The organism is Paraburkholderia phenazinium, assembly GCF_900141745.1.
Taxonomy (GTDB): Bacteria; Pseudomonadota; Gammaproteobacteria; order Burkholderiales; family Burkholderiaceae; genus Paraburkholderia; species Paraburkholderia phenazinium_B.
The window spans coordinates 1,481,902-1,496,527 of the sequence record NZ_FSRM01000001.1 but is presented as its reverse complement, the minus strand read 5'-3'; the positions used below and the strand labels follow the sequence as shown (position 1 = coordinate 1,496,527).

11 protein-coding genes are annotated in these 14,626 nt (G+C 62.2%); 7 read left to right on the top strand and 4 right to left on the bottom strand.

What is annotated here, in order from left to right:
- Nucleotides 1–29: 29 nt before the first annotated feature.
- Nucleotides 30–1,277, bottom strand: coding sequence for an ABC transporter substrate-binding protein (locus BUS06_RS06980; RefSeq protein ID WP_074263619.1), 1,248 nt, complete (start codon nt 1,275–1,277; stop codon nt 30–32).
- 507 nt (nt 1,278–1,784) lie between these two features.
- Between BUS06_RS06980 and zwf the strand changes: the two genes are divergently transcribed.
- The 3 genes from zwf to BUS06_RS06965 all read left to right on the top strand — a co-directional run bounded on the left by zwf (nt 1,785) and on the right by BUS06_RS06965 (nt 6,029).
- The gene (gene zwf / locus BUS06_RS06975) at nt 1,785–3,245 is read left to right on the top strand and encodes a glucose-6-phosphate dehydrogenase (protein ID WP_074263618.1); all 1,461 of its coding nucleotides are present in this window, start codon (nt 1,785–1,787) and stop codon (nt 3,243–3,245) included.
- A gap of 185 nt (nt 3,246–3,430) precedes the next feature.
- Nucleotides 3,431–4,135 (top strand): 6-phosphogluconolactonase, encoded by a 705-nt coding sequence (gene pgl, locus BUS06_RS06970; protein WP_074263617.1) that lies wholly within the window; start codon nt 3,431–3,433, stop codon nt 4,133–4,135.
- Nucleotides 4,113–6,029 (top strand): bifunctional transcriptional regulator/glucokinase, encoded by a 1,917-nt coding sequence (locus tag BUS06_RS06965; RefSeq protein WP_074263616.1) that lies wholly within the window; start codon nt 4,113–4,115, stop codon nt 6,027–6,029. Before pgl ends, BUS06_RS06965 begins: the two co-directional genes overlap by 23 nt.
- Before the next feature lie 727 nt (nt 6,030–6,756).
- Here the strand turns inward: BUS06_RS06965 and BUS06_RS06960 are convergent.
- On the bottom strand, nt 6,757–7,962 hold the full coding sequence (locus BUS06_RS06960; RefSeq protein WP_074263615.1) for a Bcr/CflA family multidrug efflux MFS transporter: 1,206 nt from the start codon (nt 7,960–7,962) through the stop codon (nt 6,757–6,759).
- Nucleotides 7,963–8,196: 234 nt separating this feature from the next.
- Between BUS06_RS06960 and BUS06_RS06955 the strand changes: the two genes are divergently transcribed.
- Nucleotides 8,197–8,781: a hypothetical protein gene (locus BUS06_RS06955; RefSeq protein ID WP_074263614.1), complete on the top strand. Its 585-nt coding sequence runs from the start codon at nt 8,197–8,199 to the stop codon at nt 8,779–8,781.
- A gap of 75 nt (nt 8,782–8,856) precedes the next feature.
- Here the strand turns inward: BUS06_RS06955 and oxlT are convergent, their stop codons facing one another.
- Entirely contained in the window at nt 8,857–10,143 is a 1,287-nt protein-coding gene (gene oxlT, locus BUS06_RS06950; RefSeq protein WP_074263613.1) for an oxalate/formate MFS antiporter, read from the bottom strand.
- Nucleotides 10,144–10,372: 229 nt separating this feature from the next.
- The gene (locus BUS06_RS06945; RefSeq protein ID WP_074263612.1) at nt 10,373–11,188 is read right to left on the bottom strand and encodes a GntR family transcriptional regulator; all 816 of its coding nucleotides are present in this window, start codon (nt 11,186–11,188) and stop codon (nt 10,373–10,375) included.
- 250 nt (nt 11,189–11,438) lie between these two features.
- Between BUS06_RS06945 and hemL the strand changes: the two genes are divergently transcribed.
- The 3 genes from hemL (at nt 11,439) to BUS06_RS06930 (ending at nt 14,586) form a co-directional block, all read left to right on the top strand.
- Nucleotides 11,439–12,731, top strand: coding sequence for a glutamate-1-semialdehyde 2,1-aminomutase (gene hemL / locus BUS06_RS06940; RefSeq protein WP_074263611.1), 1,293 nt, complete (start codon nt 11,439–11,441; stop codon nt 12,729–12,731).
- 69 nt (nt 12,732–12,800) lie between these two features.
- A complete protein-coding gene (gene ribD, locus BUS06_RS06935) occupies nt 12,801–13,934 on the top strand; it encodes a bifunctional diaminohydroxyphosphoribosylaminopyrimidine deaminase/5-amino-6-(5-phosphoribosylamino)uracil reductase RibD (RefSeq protein WP_074263610.1) in 1,134 nt (377 codons plus the stop codon).
- A 16-nt stretch (nt 13,935–13,950) separates the two neighbouring features.
- Nucleotides 13,951–14,586, top strand: coding sequence for a riboflavin synthase (locus BUS06_RS06930; protein WP_074263609.1), 636 nt, complete (start codon nt 13,951–13,953; stop codon nt 14,584–14,586).
- Nucleotides 14,587–14,626 lie beyond the last annotated feature (40 nt).

Genomic DNA, 14,626 nt, shown 5'->3' with positions numbered 1-14,626 from the left:
AGTCGCAACCGGGCGCCCTGCTACGTTGCTTACTTCGTCTTCGCAGCCTTCGCGAGCGCTTCAACTGCGCTCTTCGAATCCTGGTCCGAGTTCATGAACTTCGTCACGACGTCGGTGATCGCGCCAGCCGTTGCATCCGGCTGAGCCATACCGTGCGCGAGCGACGGAACATAACCGCCGGCCTTGATCGCCGTTTGTTCATCCGCGTACGACTGCTTGCCGCAAGCGTCGAACTTGTCCATGTTCACGCCCAGACGGACCGGAATCGAACCCTTGTACAGGCTGAACTGCTCCTGGAATTCCGGGCTCATGATCGTCTTGGCGAGTGCCAGCTGACCAGCGGTTGCATCCTTCGCGCCCTTCTGTGCGAAGAACACGAACGAGTCGACGTTAAACGTGTAGCCCTTCGACGTGCCCGGCACCGGTGCGCAGATATAGTCCGTACCCGGCTGCTTGTTCGCGTTCGCGAACTCGCCCTTCGCCCAGTCGCCCATGAACTGCATGCCGGCCTTGCCGTTGATGACCATGGCCGTTGCGAGGTTCCAGTCACGGCCCGTGCGGCCCGTGTCCATGTACGACTCGATCTTGCGGACCGTGTCGAACACGCCGACCATCTGCTGCGACGTCAGGGTCTTCTGGTCGAGGTCGACAATCGCCTTCTTGTAGAAGTCAGCGCCTTGCGACAGCACGACGTCTTCCCACAGCGTCAGGTCTTGCCACGGTTGACCGCCGGCAGCAACCGGCTGGATGCCGGCGGCCTTCAGCTTGTCAGCGAGGGCGAAGAATTCCGGCCACGTGGTAGGCGGCTTGGCGCCGACCTTGTCGAGTGCTGCCTTGTTGATCCAGATCCAGTTCACGCGGTGCACCGAGAACGGCGCTGCCACGTAGTGACCGTCTGCGTGCATGATCTTGTCGATCTGCGGCGGCAGGTTCTTCTTCCAGTCACCCGCGACCGAGTCGATCGGCACCAGCACGCCCTGCTCCGCCCATTCCTGGATCAGCGGACCCTTGATCTGCGCAGCGCTCGGCGCGTTGCCCGAGATCACCTGCGTCTTCAGTGCCGTCATGGCCGCCGCACCTGCGCCGCCCGCAACCGCGAAGTCCTTCCAGGTGTAGCCCTGCTTCTGCATGTCGTCTTTCAGCACGCCGACGGCTTTCGATTCGCCGCCTGACGTCCACCAGTGCAGCACTTCGATCGACTCGGCAGCTTGCGCTGCGGATACACCACACATCAGACCTGCGGCGCACAAAGCGCCCATGATCGCGCGAAATTTCATTGCTTATCTCCTCCAGACACCTGAACAAAAAACGAATGGCCCCTGACTCTCCAGGGCGCTGTGGTTGGTTCAAACAGGCAAAACACTGGGCGGCGATCGAGCCTCGGGCAGACGCATGCGCATGCATGTGCCGGCAAGCCGACGTTCGGCCGCTGGAAGCTCAGAAGATGAGTGGTTCGGGATGCAACTGACTGTCTCCTCTTTTGATTTTTGCCTGCCCGCGTCGCGCGCGGCAGACTCGAGGCACCTCACACGTTAACCCTGACACCCGCATGGCTGTTTGCCGCCCCGCGGCAGCCAACACATGCGAAAAGGCAATGTCCGTTAACATGCAGGGGACGCCAGCCGACTCGGGAAACGCGCATCTCGTCTGACCATGCCCGCTTTTTTCATCGATTTAGCGCTACCTCTTGATTTGGATTGTAGTTAAACTACAATTCAGTGTCAAAAAAAATTTTATCGGACTACGGTCGCTGCGGGCGGCCTTCAGGACATCGACGGAGACTCATGTTTACCGATTCAAGTTTCACCTTCGTGCTCTTCGGCGGAACCGGCGATCTGTCGATGCGCAAGATCCTTCCTGCACTGTATGAAGCACACCGTGCGGGAATGCTGGCGGAAAGCGGCAAGATCGTTGGGGTGACGCGTCATGTCGAAGATCGCGCAGGGTATATCGAGTGGGTCAACGAACACGTCAAGCCGTACGTCTCGCAGAACGGTCTCGATGAAGCGGCGTGGGCTGGCTTCCTCGAACGCATCCAGTATGTGAAGCTCGACCTGGGCAAAGCCGAAGACTTCGCGCTGCTGCGCGATGCAGTGAGCGAGTTGCCCGGTATCCGTGTGTTCTATCTCGCCACCGGACCGTCGCTGTTCGTGCCTATCTGCCGTGCGCTCGCCGCGGTGGGCCTCAATACGAATTCGCGCATCGTGCTGGAAAAGCCGCTCGGTTACGACCTGAAGTCGTCCAACGCGATCAACGACGCAGTGGGCGAAATCTTCGCCGAAGAACAGATCTACCGCATCGACCACTATCTCGGCAAGGAGCCGGTGCAGAACCTGCTCGCGCTGCGCTTCGGCAATGCGCTCTTCGAACCGCTGTGGCGCCGCGAGTGGGTCGAGAGCATCCAGATCACAATCGCGGAAGAACTGGGCGTGGAAGCGCGCGGCGACTTCTACGACAATACCGGCGCACTGCGCGACATGGTGCAGAACCATTTGCTGCAGTTGCTCTCGATTGTGGCCATGGAGCCGCCCCACTCGATGGATTCGGACTCGGTGCGCGACGAAAAGCTGCGCGTGCTGCGGGCCTTGAAGCCCATCGATCAGCGCGACATCAGCAAGATCGCAGTGCGCGGCCAGTATCATGCGGGCGGCATCCGCGGCACCTCGGTGCCGGCGTATGCCACGGAACCGGGCGTCAAGGCGAACACCAACACCGAGACCTTCGTCGCGCTGAAGGTGGAAATCGAAAACTGGCGCTGGGCCGGCGTGCCCTTCTTCCTGCGCACCGGCAAGCGTTTGGCGGATCGCGTCGCCGAGATCGTGGTGAACTTCCGTGCAGTGCCGCATTCGGCGCTCGGACCGACAGCCCTGCGTCCGGGCGCGAACCGGCTGGTGATCCGCCTGCAACCGAACGAAACGATCCGTCTGTATTGCCTCGCCAAGCAGCCTGGCGAGGGCATGAACCTCGCTAGCGTTCACCTCGACCTCGCGTTCGACCAGTTCTTCCGCGAAGGACAGATGGAGGCTTATCAGCGTCTGTTGCTCGACGTGATCAACGGCCGGCTCGCGCTGTTTGTCCGGCGCGACGAACAGGAAGCCGCGTGGCGCTGGGTCGAACCGATCCTGAACGAATGGGCAGCCGCTAACAAGCCGCCCAAGCCCTATGCAGCAGGCACGTGGGGGCCGGCGGCCTCGAGCGCGATGCTGGCGCAGCACGGCACCTGCTGGCTCGAAGAAGAAAACTGATCTGCGGTGACGCAGCGCATCTGAAAAGCCGCGCCGCGTGCACCGTATGCGATATACCGATCGACTGAACGGGGTGGCGCCGTAACAGCGGCAACGGCAGCGTAAGGAACCGGTCCCTTAGGCAGCAGTTGTCCAGCGTGACGGCATATTCCGCAGACCCGACAAAAAAGCAGTACGGAGGAGAAATGATCGAGCTTCACACTTTCGACGACCAGCGCGCCCAATCGGACGCGCTGGCGAAAGCGGTGGGCGACGCGTTACAGGCGTCCCTGACCGCTCGCGCGGCCTCGGCCGGTAATGGGCCGAACCACGTCACGCTCGCAGTGTCGGGCGGCAGCAGTCCGCGTCCGTTCCTGCAAACGCTGTCCACACAACCGTTCGACTGGGCGCGCATTGCTGTGACGCTGGTCGACGACCGCTGGCTTCCCGAAACGGACAATGACAGCAATTCGCGTTTTGCGCACGAGACGTTGTTGCAGAACGCCGCGAAAGCTGCCGCATTCTGGCCGCTGGTGGACACCAGTCAATCGCTCGAGGCGCACGTTGCGGCGTTGAACGCCGACGCGCGTCGCACGCTGCCGGATGTCGCCGTGCTCGGCATGGGCGAGGACGGTCACACAGCGTCGATCTTTGCGGATGCGCCCGAGTGGGACTTCGCCATCACGACGCAGGAACATTTTGTTGCCGTGCATCCGGGCGCTGCGCCGCATGCACGCGTGAGCTGGTCCATGTCCGCGTTAAAGCAGATGGGCCGGCTATTTCTGTTGATTGCAGGACCGCGCAAGCTGGACGTGCTCAACGCTGCCGCCGCTGCGCCACAAAAAAATGCCATCTCACAGTTGGCAAACGACAAGGGAGTGAGACTCGATGTCTACTGGTGTGAAAAGTAACGCTGTCCCGGGCGCGGGCCAGCACGCCGACGGACCGCGCCTGCTGGCCGACATCGGCGGCACCAATGCGCGTTTTGCACTGGAGACGGGGCCGGGCGAAATTGGCCAGGTGCAGGTGTATCCCTGCGCCGACTACCCGGGCGTCGCTGACGTCATCAAGAAGTACCTGAAAGATACGAAGATTGGTCGCGTGAACCACGCGGCGATTGCGATTGCGAACCCGGTCGACGGCGACCAGGTCAGCATGACCAACCACGACTGGACCTTTTCGATCGAAGCCACGCGCCGCGCGCTGGGCTTCGACACACTGCTGGTCGTCAACGATTTCACGGCGCTGGCGATGGCATTGCCGGGCCTGACCGACACGCAACGCGTGCAGGTGGGCGGCGGCGCACGCCGCCCGAACAGCGTGATCGGACTGCTGGGTGCGGGCACGGGTCTGGGCGTCTCCGGTCTGATTCCGGCAGACGACCGCTGGATTGCGCTGGGCAGCGAAGGCGGCCATGCCACCTTCGCACCGGCTGACGAACGCGAAGACCTGGTGCTACAGTACGCACGCAAAAAGTGGTCACATGTATCGTTCGAACGCGTGTCGGCGGGTCCGGGCATCGAGGTGATCTACCGGGCGCTGGCGGCGCGCGACAAGAAACGCGTGCCTGCCAGCTTCGACACCTCCGAGGTGGTCAAACGCGCGCTCGAGGGCGAGCCGCTGGCGGCGGAATCGGTGGATGTGTTCTGCGGCATCCTGGGCACGTTCGCCGGCAACATCGCGGTGACGCTGGGTGCGCTGGGCGGCATCTACATCGGCGGCGGCGTGGTGCCGCGGCTGGGCGAATTCTTCGAGCGTTCGTCGTTCCGCGAGCGCTTTGAGGCGAAGGGCCGCTTCGAGGCGTATCTGCAGAGCGTACCGACTTACGTGATCACAGCGGAGTACCCGGCGTTCCTGGGCGTCTCGGCGATTCTGGCGGAACAGTTGTCGAACCGCGCGGGCGGCAGCTCATCCGCAGTATTCGAGCGCATCCGCCAGATGCGCGACGCGTTGACACCGGCAGAGCGCCGCGTGGCCGATCTGGCGCTGAATCATCCGCGTTCGATCATCAACGACCCGATCGTGGACATTGCGCGCAAGGCCGACGTGAGTCAGCCGACGGTGATCCGTTTTTGCCGCTCGTTGGGCTGCCAGGGCTTATCCGATTTCAAGCTGAAGCTGGCGACGGGGTTGACCGGAACGATTCCGGTGAGTCATAGCCAGGTGCACCTGGGTGACACCGCGACGGACTTTGGCGCGAAGGTACTGGACAACACGATCTCTGCGATTTTGCAGTTGCGCGAGCATTTGAACTTCGAGCATGTCGAGCGGGCGATCGACCTGTTGAACGGCGCGCGACGCATTGAGTTTTATGGGCTCGGCAATTCGAATATTGTCGCGCAAGATGCGCACTACAAGTTCTTCCGCTTTGGCATCCCAACGATTGCTTATGGCGATCTGTACATGCAGGCAGCGTCGGCGGCGCTGCTTGGCAAGGGGGATGTGATTGTTGCCGTGTCGAAGTCGGGGCGTGCACCGGAGTTGCTGCGCGTGCTGGATGTGGCGATGCAGGCTGGGGCGCAGGTGATTGCTATTACGTCTAGTAACACGCCGCTGGCTAAGCGTGCGACGGTGGCGCTTGAGACTGATCACATCGAGATTCGCGAGTCACAGTTGTCGATGATTTCGCGGATTTTGCATCTTGTGATGATTGATATTCTTGCTGTTGGTGTCGCCATTCGGCGTGCCATGCCTAGAGAGGATGTGGCGGAGGCTGTCGCTAAGGCTCGTAGCGGGGCTGATGATGATGCGACTGCTGTGCTCGACTGGCTTAGTCATGGGGCGGCTTCTTCGGCGCCGGACTAAGGTGGGTGGTTTTTTGCCTGCGCGGCCGCTTGTCGGTGTTCTTGCTGCTTTGGCCTTTCCTTGCTTTGTTAGTGGTCTATTAGCGTTGCCCCTGTGCGGGGCGGCACCTACTTTTCTTTGCCGCCGCAAAGAAAAGTAGGCAAAAGAAAGCGGGCTTCCAACCGCTAGCCAGTAGGTGTCCACCACTGGCATGAAACCAGAGTGGTCCGCGCACGCGTTCCGCCCTCGCGCTGCGTCCGTTAGTGACAAGGCAGTCATCCGTTCCAGCGTCGCGCTGCGCACCCCGCCGTCGGGCACAACGCCCCAGGAAACTCTGTAGGAACGCTAACTATATTAGGCAGCCTTTGTTCGGCAGCTTGAGCCGTTTCTTCATCTCGCTTCCGGGACGCCGTAAAGCGCGGCGCTCTAAGCATTCCCACAACCCCGCTTTCCCTTGCAGACCCATCCGCGACGCACGTAGTGCGGAGTGGGGTGGATGAGCGCTTTGTCACTGAGGGGAGTGGTGCGAGGGACGGTCCCGTGCGCGGACCTCTCCGGCTTCATGCCAGTGGTGGACACCTACAGGCTAGCGGTTGGAAGCCCGCTTTCTTTTGCCTACTTTTCTTTGCGGCGGCAAAGAAAAGTAGGTGCCGCCCCGCACAGGGGCAACGCTAATAGACCACTAACAAAGCAAGGAAAGGCCAAAGCAGCAAGAACACCGACAAGCGCCGCGCAGGCAAAAAAACCCCTAAACCCCACTCCTATGCCACCGCAAAACCAACCCCCTTCCACAAAAACAAAGCACCCCAGCAACCCCAACAGTAACCCCCATACCGGTAGGCGAAACCCCTTGCCAAAGCCCCACAGCAAGACTAGAAGCCGCGCCAAGCGCCAACTGCACTGCCCCAAAAACCGCCGCAGCCGCCCCCGCATTATGAGGATACCGATGCATCAAATCCGTCGTGCAATTGGCCGACAACAACCCCACCACCCCGACCACAAAAAACAACCCGGCAACGATCGACCACAACCCACCCCACCCCGTCAGGCAAACCAGACAAACAAACAACGAAGCCACACAACTGACGATCGCCGAAAAGGAAATGATCGGCAACGACCCCAACCGCCCAATCAACCGTGTGTTGAGAAAATTGCCAAACATGATCCCAACAATATTGAGCCCAAACAAAAACCCATAATGCTGCGCAGAAACGTGGAAATACTCGATATACACAAATGGCGTCGCGGTGATGTACGCGAACATCGATGCAAATGCCATCCCGCCGCATAACATCAGCCCCCATGCCACCGGATCCCTCAGCAACTTCCCGTACACCCCAAACGATTGCAGCACCGCCGAGTGCTTGCGCTTCTCAGGCGGCCATGTCTCCGGAACCTTCAGATAAGCCGTCACCGCGCACACCGTGCCAAACAAAGTCAACGCAACGAACACCACGCGCCATCCACCCAGCAACAGCAACTGCCCGCCAATCAGCGGCGCCAACAACGGTCCAATAGAAGTCACGATCGATAGCATCGACAACACCCGCGCCGCATCGGCCGGTTCGTGTGCGTCGCGCGCAATCGCACGTGAGAGCACGGATGCCGCACCCGCGCCAAGTGCCTGCACAAAACGGAACGTCACCAGCGATCCAATCGAAAACGAAAACCCGCATGCGATGCTCGCAAGCGCATACATGATGATGCCGCCCAGCAACACCGGCCGTCGTCCGTAGGAGTCGGAGAGCGGTCCGTACAGCAACATCCCGACCGAAAAGCCAAGCATGAAACTCGTGAGCGTCGTCTGTGCGGCACTCGTGCTGACCAGAAACGCCTGCGCAATTGATGGCAGGCTCGGCAGGTACATGTCGATCGAAATCGGCCCGCACGCGGCGAGCGCGCCGAGCAACAGGATCAGCCGGCCATCGGGCCGGCGTCGGGTGACGTGAGACATGGGAATCCAGAAGAGGCAGCCCGCCAACCACGCGTCGGACTGCAGGGAAACAGCAAAGATTGCGGTATTACAGATGTAATTGTACGCGACGGTTAACGGGGCGTCGCCCTCTCGCCTGGGTGCAGTAGACCTTCGGCACGCGCAGCGGACGACGAACGCAGCTATGCCGTCAATCGGTTAAGCTCCCGCCTGAGCCCGTCACGGCCATTCCAACGCACCCGCTTCTAGCCCGTTATGACCGCCTTCCTGTTGATCTGGAGCCCCAAGAAATGGCCTTGGCCAGAACTGCCCGATATCGCCAAACGTGTCGCCGCCGGCGAAGCGGTAACTGATGTCTGGGGCTGTGGCGTCGCGCGCAGCATCCTGCCGGGCGATCGCGTGTTCGTTCATCGCGTCAGTCAGGAACCGCGCGGGGTATTCGGCTCCGGCTACGTCACGCGCGCTCCGTACGAGGTGCCCGATGTCCATTCGAAACGTGGCTATCGTCTTTGCATTGATTTCGTCTACGACTGGCTCGTCGACGCGAATCAGGAAGTCGTCGTCACGCGCGAGGCTTTGCGCGTACACCCGTTCTCCGTGCAGACGTGGGATGCGCAGGCATCGGGAACCTCGATCAAGCCGGTCGCCGAAGGCGCGCTAGAGAAACGCTGGGCCGAGCTGACAGGCAAGCGCAAACCGCCGAAGCTCGATGCGCCGGCGGGTCCGACCCACTCCAGCAAGGTCTCGGCTCATGCGGCGGCGAAACAAGCCGCAGAAGCGAAGCTGAAGTCCGCCAGCGTGACGCGTAAAAGCCCGCGTCGAAGCAAACCTGCAGCCTGACGGGTTTGCCTGCTGCGTTCACGAGGCGCGTTGCGGGGCCTCGCGAGCGCCCCACCACTAGCAACTCCAAAACGCTTAACGTGCCAACGCCTTCAGGAAGCGTCCACGTGCCGGTTTCAACACCAGCATCGCCAGCGCGGCCGTGCCGAGGTCGAGCGCAATCGCGCAGCCAAACACCGGGATCCAGCTACCCGTATGCTGATGCAGCAGTGCGGCCAGCGGACCGCCGAAAATCGAGCCCACGCCGAACGAAATATAGAGCCAACCGTAGTTCGCGGTTGCGTAACGGGTACCGAATGTATCGGTCAAGGTCGACGGGAACAGCGAGAAGATTTCTCCCCAGCCAAAGAACACGAGGCCCGAAAGTAGCACGAACAGCACCGCGTTATCGCGCGTCAGCAGCCAGAGCGTCATGGCCACGCCCTCCAGCGCGAAGGCGAATCCCATTGTGTTTTCACGGCCCAGCCGATCCGAGACCCATCCGAACAACGGCCGCGTCAGACCGTTCGTGAAGCGGTCGATGGTCAACGCCAGAGGCAACGCCGCCAGCCCGAACACCATGACTTTGCTCACGCCGAAGTCGGCGGCGAAAGTCGCCATCTGCGATGTGACCATCAGGCCGGAGGTCGCCATCATCGTCATCATCAGGAACATCAACCAGAAGAGCGGCTGCTTGAGCATCTCAGACGGTCGAAAGTCGCGCGGAGCGACCCCCGTGAGCGCACTCGGCACGCTCGCGCCCAGATCCGCCGGCGGCACGCGCAGCCCCTGTGAAGCGATGAACCCGACCGCGGCAAAGACGATCCCGAACAGCCACAGCGTCGACTCTACGCCGCGCGAAGCCAGCGATGCCGCGATCGGAAAGGTCGTCACAATCGCGCCCATGCCGTAGCCGGCCGCCACCGCGCCGGCCGCGAAACCGCGTCGGTCGGGAAACCAGCGGACCATCAGTCCCACCACGCCGACATAGACGATGCCGGTACCGAGACCGCCGACGCCGCCATAGGTGAGATACAGCATCGGCGTGCTGTGCGCGTAGGAAGCCAGCACCCAGCTCACGCCCGCCAGCAGCGTGCCGATCGAGATCAGCAGGCGCGGGCCGAAGCGATCGATGAGCGCGCCCTGAAACGGCGAAAAGAACGCCTGCAACAACACAAGAATCGAGAAGGTGACCTGCAACTCCGGCAACGCGATGCCGAGCTTGGCGGCAAGCGGTTTGGTCATCAGGGTCCAGACATACTGCGGGCTCGAGATCGTCATCATGCAGACGAGCCCGAGGGCAAGCTGAAACCAGCGGGTGCGTGCGATTGACGGCGCGATTGGCGTGGCCGTGCCGTCCAACGCATGCGTGCGGCTATTCATTGGTGCTCTCCGGTTCGAATGGCGCGAGCCGCTCGAATCACCCCGGATTCGCTTGGACTACAGCCGGCGCCCTATGTATACAAGCTCGTCGACATTAGCGAGAAACATGCCGATTGAATGCCCGAGCCGGTCCGATCGAGAGAAGATCCTTAGGGGACGGGGGTTTCCAGCCGGAGGAACAAAGCCGGCCGCGGGCATCGCGTTGCCGCCGGGTGAGTCCCAGGTGAATCTAGATGGTGCCGCGGCCCTTCGGCGGTGCGCCCGTCACTGCGGCGCGATCCGCCTTGGTGCGCACGCTATGGAGCCGGTGCACGGTCAGCTTGCGGACTTCGGCCTGACTGCCGTGAATGTGCCGGGCGATGCAGTCGACCGCCGCGTTGGTATCGCCCGCACGGATCGCCGCGAGGATGGCGGCGTGCTCCTCGTAGGTTTCGTCGATGCAATTGCCGTACACGAGATCGAGCCGTCGCACGACGCGAATACGGTCCGTGACGCGCTGCAGGGCGGCTGCCAGTTCGTCGTTGTCGGTTGCCGACACCAGCGCCAGATGAAACGCTTCGTCGAGCGCCGCCACTTCGCGGCCGTCAGTGAGACGTTCGCCCGCTGGCGCCTGCCAGATCACATCAAGTTGATCGAGGAGACCGCTCAACGCGGCGGAAAGCGGCCCATCGCGCTGACAAAGGCGTCGAATCGCGAAGGTTTCGATCAGCTCGCGCATCTCGTACAGATCGTCGAAGCGCTTGAAGTCGATCGGCACGACTTCCCAGCCGCCGCGCACGTAACCTTGCATCAGACCGTCGCCCTGCAGCCGCTGCAAGGCTTCGCGCGCAGGTGTACGCGAGACGTTGAAACGCTCCGCGATGCCGCCTTCGGTCAGACGGTCCCCGGGCAGCAGCCGCAATTCGAAGATGTCGTCGCGCAGTTGTGCATAAACGTAGTTCGCGCGCGACGCGCCCGCACCCGGCGGCGTGGTTGCCGATGCAGGAGCGGCTGGGGTCTCGGGTTCGGCGGTCGCGGCCGCTGCGGAAATAAGGGTGTCGCGCATGATGGACGAGGATACCAATAAATATCGGCGCTTCAAAAGCGGCATTGCCTCGCCGCACCGCACGCCCGGCCAATCTCCCCAACCCCCGCTGCGCCCCGCCGCCCGCCGACTGTGCGCGACTCCGGTACAATTTCAGATAACCATTCAGCCGCCGCGAAACAGGGAAACGAGCATGCGGGCCGGAGTCTCCTCCGGCTGCCGGTCGACCCTGCTCGCCCCTGTGCATCCCTTTCTGACAGGTCCAACGTCCATGTCCAGCAATTCCCGGAACGAAGCGCTTTTCGAGCGCGCCCAGCTCACCATCCCGGGTGGCGTCAACTCGCCCGTGCGCGCTTTCCGTTCGGTCGGCGGCACGCCGCGCTTCATCGAGCGTGCGCAAGGCGCCTACTTCTGGGATGCGGACGGTCAGCGGTATATCGACTACATCGGCTCGTGGGGCCCGATGATCCTCGGCCACGTCCATCCCGAAGTGCTCGAAGCCGTGCAGAAGGTACTGGTCAACGGTTTTTCGTTCGGCGCGCCAACCGAATCCGAAGTCGAGATTGCCGAGGAAATCTGCAAGCTGGTGCCGTCGATCGAACAGGTGCGCATGGTGTCGAGCGGCACGGAAGCCACCATGAGCGCGCTGCGTCTCGCCCGCGGCTTCACGAACCGCAGCCGTATCGTCAAGTTCGAAGGCTGCTATCACGGACACGCGGACAGCCTGCTCGTCAAAGCCGGCTCGGGCCTGCTGACGTTCGGGAACCCGACTTCGGCAGGCGTACCGGTAGATATCGCCAAGCACACCACCGTCCTCGAATACAACAACGTCGCCGCGCTCGAAGAAGCGTTCAAGGCGTTCGGCGACGAGATCGCTTCGGTGATCGTCGAGCCGGTGGCGGGCAACATGAACCTCGTGCGCGCCACGCCCGAGTTCCTGAACACCCTGCGGCGGCTGTGCACCGATTACGGCTCCGTGCTGATCTTCGACGAAGTGATGTGCGGCTTCCGCGTCGCCCTCGGCGGCGCCCAGCAGATCTACGGCATTACGCCGGACCTCACGTGCCTCGGCAAAGTAATCGGGGGCGGGATGCCGGCGGCGGCATTCGGCGGTCGCCGCGACATCATGGCCCACCTCGCGCCGCTCGGCGGCGTCTACCAGGCGGGCACGCTGTCGGGCAACCCGATCGCCGTGGCGGCTGGTCTGAAGACGTTGCAACTGATCCAGGCACCGGGCTTCTACGAGACGCTCAGCGCATGTACCACGCGTCTCGTGCAGGGGCTAAGCAACGCAGCGCGCGAAGCAAAAGTGCCGTTCGCGGCGGATTCGCTCGGCGGCATGTTCGGCCTCTACTTCGCGGACAAGATTCCGGCGAGCTTTGCCGAAGTCACGAAGAGCGACGTACCGCGCTTCAACGCGTTCTTTCACAAGATGCTCGACGCGGGCGTGTACTTCGCGCCGTCGGCTTATGAGGCAGGCTTCGTATCGATTGCTCACGACGATGCGATCCTCGACGCCACGATCGATGCGGCACGCCGCGCCTTCGCCGCGCTGACCGTCTGAGGCGCCAGAAGCATGCTTCAGGTCACCACTACTCACGACAGAACACGCCACAGCACTTAACGGACGCCGATGTTCTCGCAAACCGATTTCGTTCATATGGAACGCGCGCTGGCTCTCGCGAAGCGCGGCATGTACACGACCGATCCGAACCCGCGCGTCGGCTGCGTGCTGGTCAAGAACGGCGAGGTGATTGGCGAGGGCTTCACGCAGCCGGCAGGACAGGACCATGCCGAAGTGCGGGCGCTGAAGGATGCGCGTTCGCGCGGCCACGATCTGCGCGGCGCTACGGCCTACGTAACGCTCGAACCATGCAGCCACTTCGGCCGCACGCCACCGTGCGCCAACGCGCTGATCGAGGCGCAAGTGGAACGCGTGGTCGCGGCCATGGAAGATCCGAATCCCCAGGTGTCGGGGCGCGGTCTCAAGATGCTGCGCGATGCGGGCATCGAAGTGCGCTGCGGCCTGCTCGCCAATGAAGCCGCTGAACTGAACATCGGCTTTGTGTCGCGCATGACGCGCGGCAGGCCATGGGTGCGATTGAAAGTGGCCGCCTCGCTCGACGGCCGCACCGGACTGCCATCCGGTGAAAGCCAATGGATCACGGGAGAAGCCGCACGCGCCGATGGCCATGCGTGGCGCGCCCGCGCATCGGCGATCCTCACGGGCATTGGTACTGTGAGGGAAGACGATCCGCGCATGACGGTGCGAGCCGTGGATACACCGCGCCAGCCGCAACGTGTGTTGATCGACAGCCAGCTCGATGTGCCGCCTACGGCGCAAATTCTGGCCGGCGCACCGACGCTGATTTTCTGCGGCAACCTGGATGAGCGTCACACCGAGCGCGCTAGCGTATTGCGCGATCGTGGCGCGGAAATCATTCAAATGGCGAACGCCACCGGCAAGGTGGATCTGCCTGCCATGCTGAAGGTGCTCGGCGAACGCCAGGTTAATGAGTTGCACGTCGAGGCTGGCTATAAATTGAACGGCTCGCTGTTGCGCGAAGGCTGTGTCGACGAGTTGCTGGTCTATCTGGCGCCGAGTCTGCTCGGCACCGACTCGATGGGCATGTTCAGCCTGATCGCACCGCTCGCGCTCGAAGACCGTGTACGTCTGAACTTTCACGCCGTCGACCGGATTGGCGACGACCTGCGGATTCTGGCGCGCTTCGCGCCGCCATCCGCGCCCCGCCCTACTGGGAATTAAACAAGGAACCAGCACGATGTTTACCGGAATCGTCGCGGCGGTCGGCCGCATCGAATCAGTCAAGCCCCTCGGCAGTGACGGGGACGCAGGCGTCCGCCTGAATGTCAACGCAGGTGGCCTCGATCTCGAGGACGTCCAGCTTGGCGACAGCATCACGATTCAAGGCGCCTGCATGACCGTGGTGGCCAAGACGGCGGATTCGTTCGAAGTGGATGTGTCGCGCGAGAGCCTTAACTGCACGGCCGGGCTTGGCGAGCCGGGTGAGGTCAATCTCGAGAAAGCGCTACGCGCGCATGACCGGCTTGGTGGGCATATCGTGTCGGGTCATGTGGATGGACTTGGGACGGTGACGCATTTCGCGCCGGTTGGCGAGTCGCACGAATTGCGTGTGCTGGCGCCGCGGGAGATTGGGCGTTATCTCGCGTACAAGGGCTCGATTACTGTGAATGGCGTGAGCCTGACGGTCAACGCGGTGAAGGATCGCGATGATGGTTGTGAGTTTTCCATTAACCTGATTCCGCACACGGTTGAGGTGACTGCGCTTAAGAATCTGCGTGAGGGGGCGAAGGTTAATCTGGAGATTGATCTGATCGCACGGTACGTGGAGCGGATGCTTAGTGCGTCTCAGGACGGCTATAAGCCGTTGAAATAACCACCTGACCAACCCGCCGCTCTGACCAGAATGGCGGACA

Excerpts from the sequence above, each read along its gene's own strand:
- BUS06_RS06980 (WP_074263619.1), bottom strand. The coding sequence starts at position 1,277 with ATGAAATTTCGCGCGATCATGGGCGCTTTGTGCGCCGCAGGTCTGATG.
- zwf (WP_074263618.1), top strand. The coding sequence starts at position 1,785 with ATGTTTACCGATTCAAGTTTCACCTTCGTGCTCTTCGGCGGAACCGGC.
- pgl (WP_074263617.1), top strand. The coding sequence starts at position 3,431 with ATGATCGAGCTTCACACTTTCGACGACCAGCGCGCCCAATCGGACGCG.
- BUS06_RS06965 (WP_074263616.1), top strand. The coding sequence starts at position 4,113 with ATGTCTACTGGTGTGAAAAGTAACGCTGTCCCGGGCGCGGGCCAGCAC.
- BUS06_RS06960 (WP_074263615.1), bottom strand. The coding sequence starts at position 7,962 with ATGTCTCACGTCACCCGACGCCGGCCCGATGGCCGGCTGATCCTGTTG.
- BUS06_RS06955 (WP_074263614.1), top strand. The coding sequence starts at position 8,197 with ATGACCGCCTTCCTGTTGATCTGGAGCCCCAAGAAATGGCCTTGGCCA.
- oxlT (WP_074263613.1), bottom strand. The coding sequence starts at position 10,143 with ATGAATAGCCGCACGCATGCGTTGGACGGCACGGCCACGCCAATCGCG.
- BUS06_RS06945 (WP_074263612.1), bottom strand. The coding sequence starts at position 11,188 with ATGCGCGACACCCTTATTTCCGCAGCGGCCGCGACCGCCGAACCCGAG.
- hemL (WP_074263611.1), top strand. The coding sequence starts at position 11,439 with ATGTCCAGCAATTCCCGGAACGAAGCGCTTTTCGAGCGCGCCCAGCTC.
- ribD (WP_074263610.1), top strand. The coding sequence starts at position 12,801 with ATGTTCTCGCAAACCGATTTCGTTCATATGGAACGCGCGCTGGCTCTC.
- BUS06_RS06930 (WP_074263609.1), top strand. The coding sequence starts at position 13,951 with ATGTTTACCGGAATCGTCGCGGCGGTCGGCCGCATCGAATCAGTCAAG.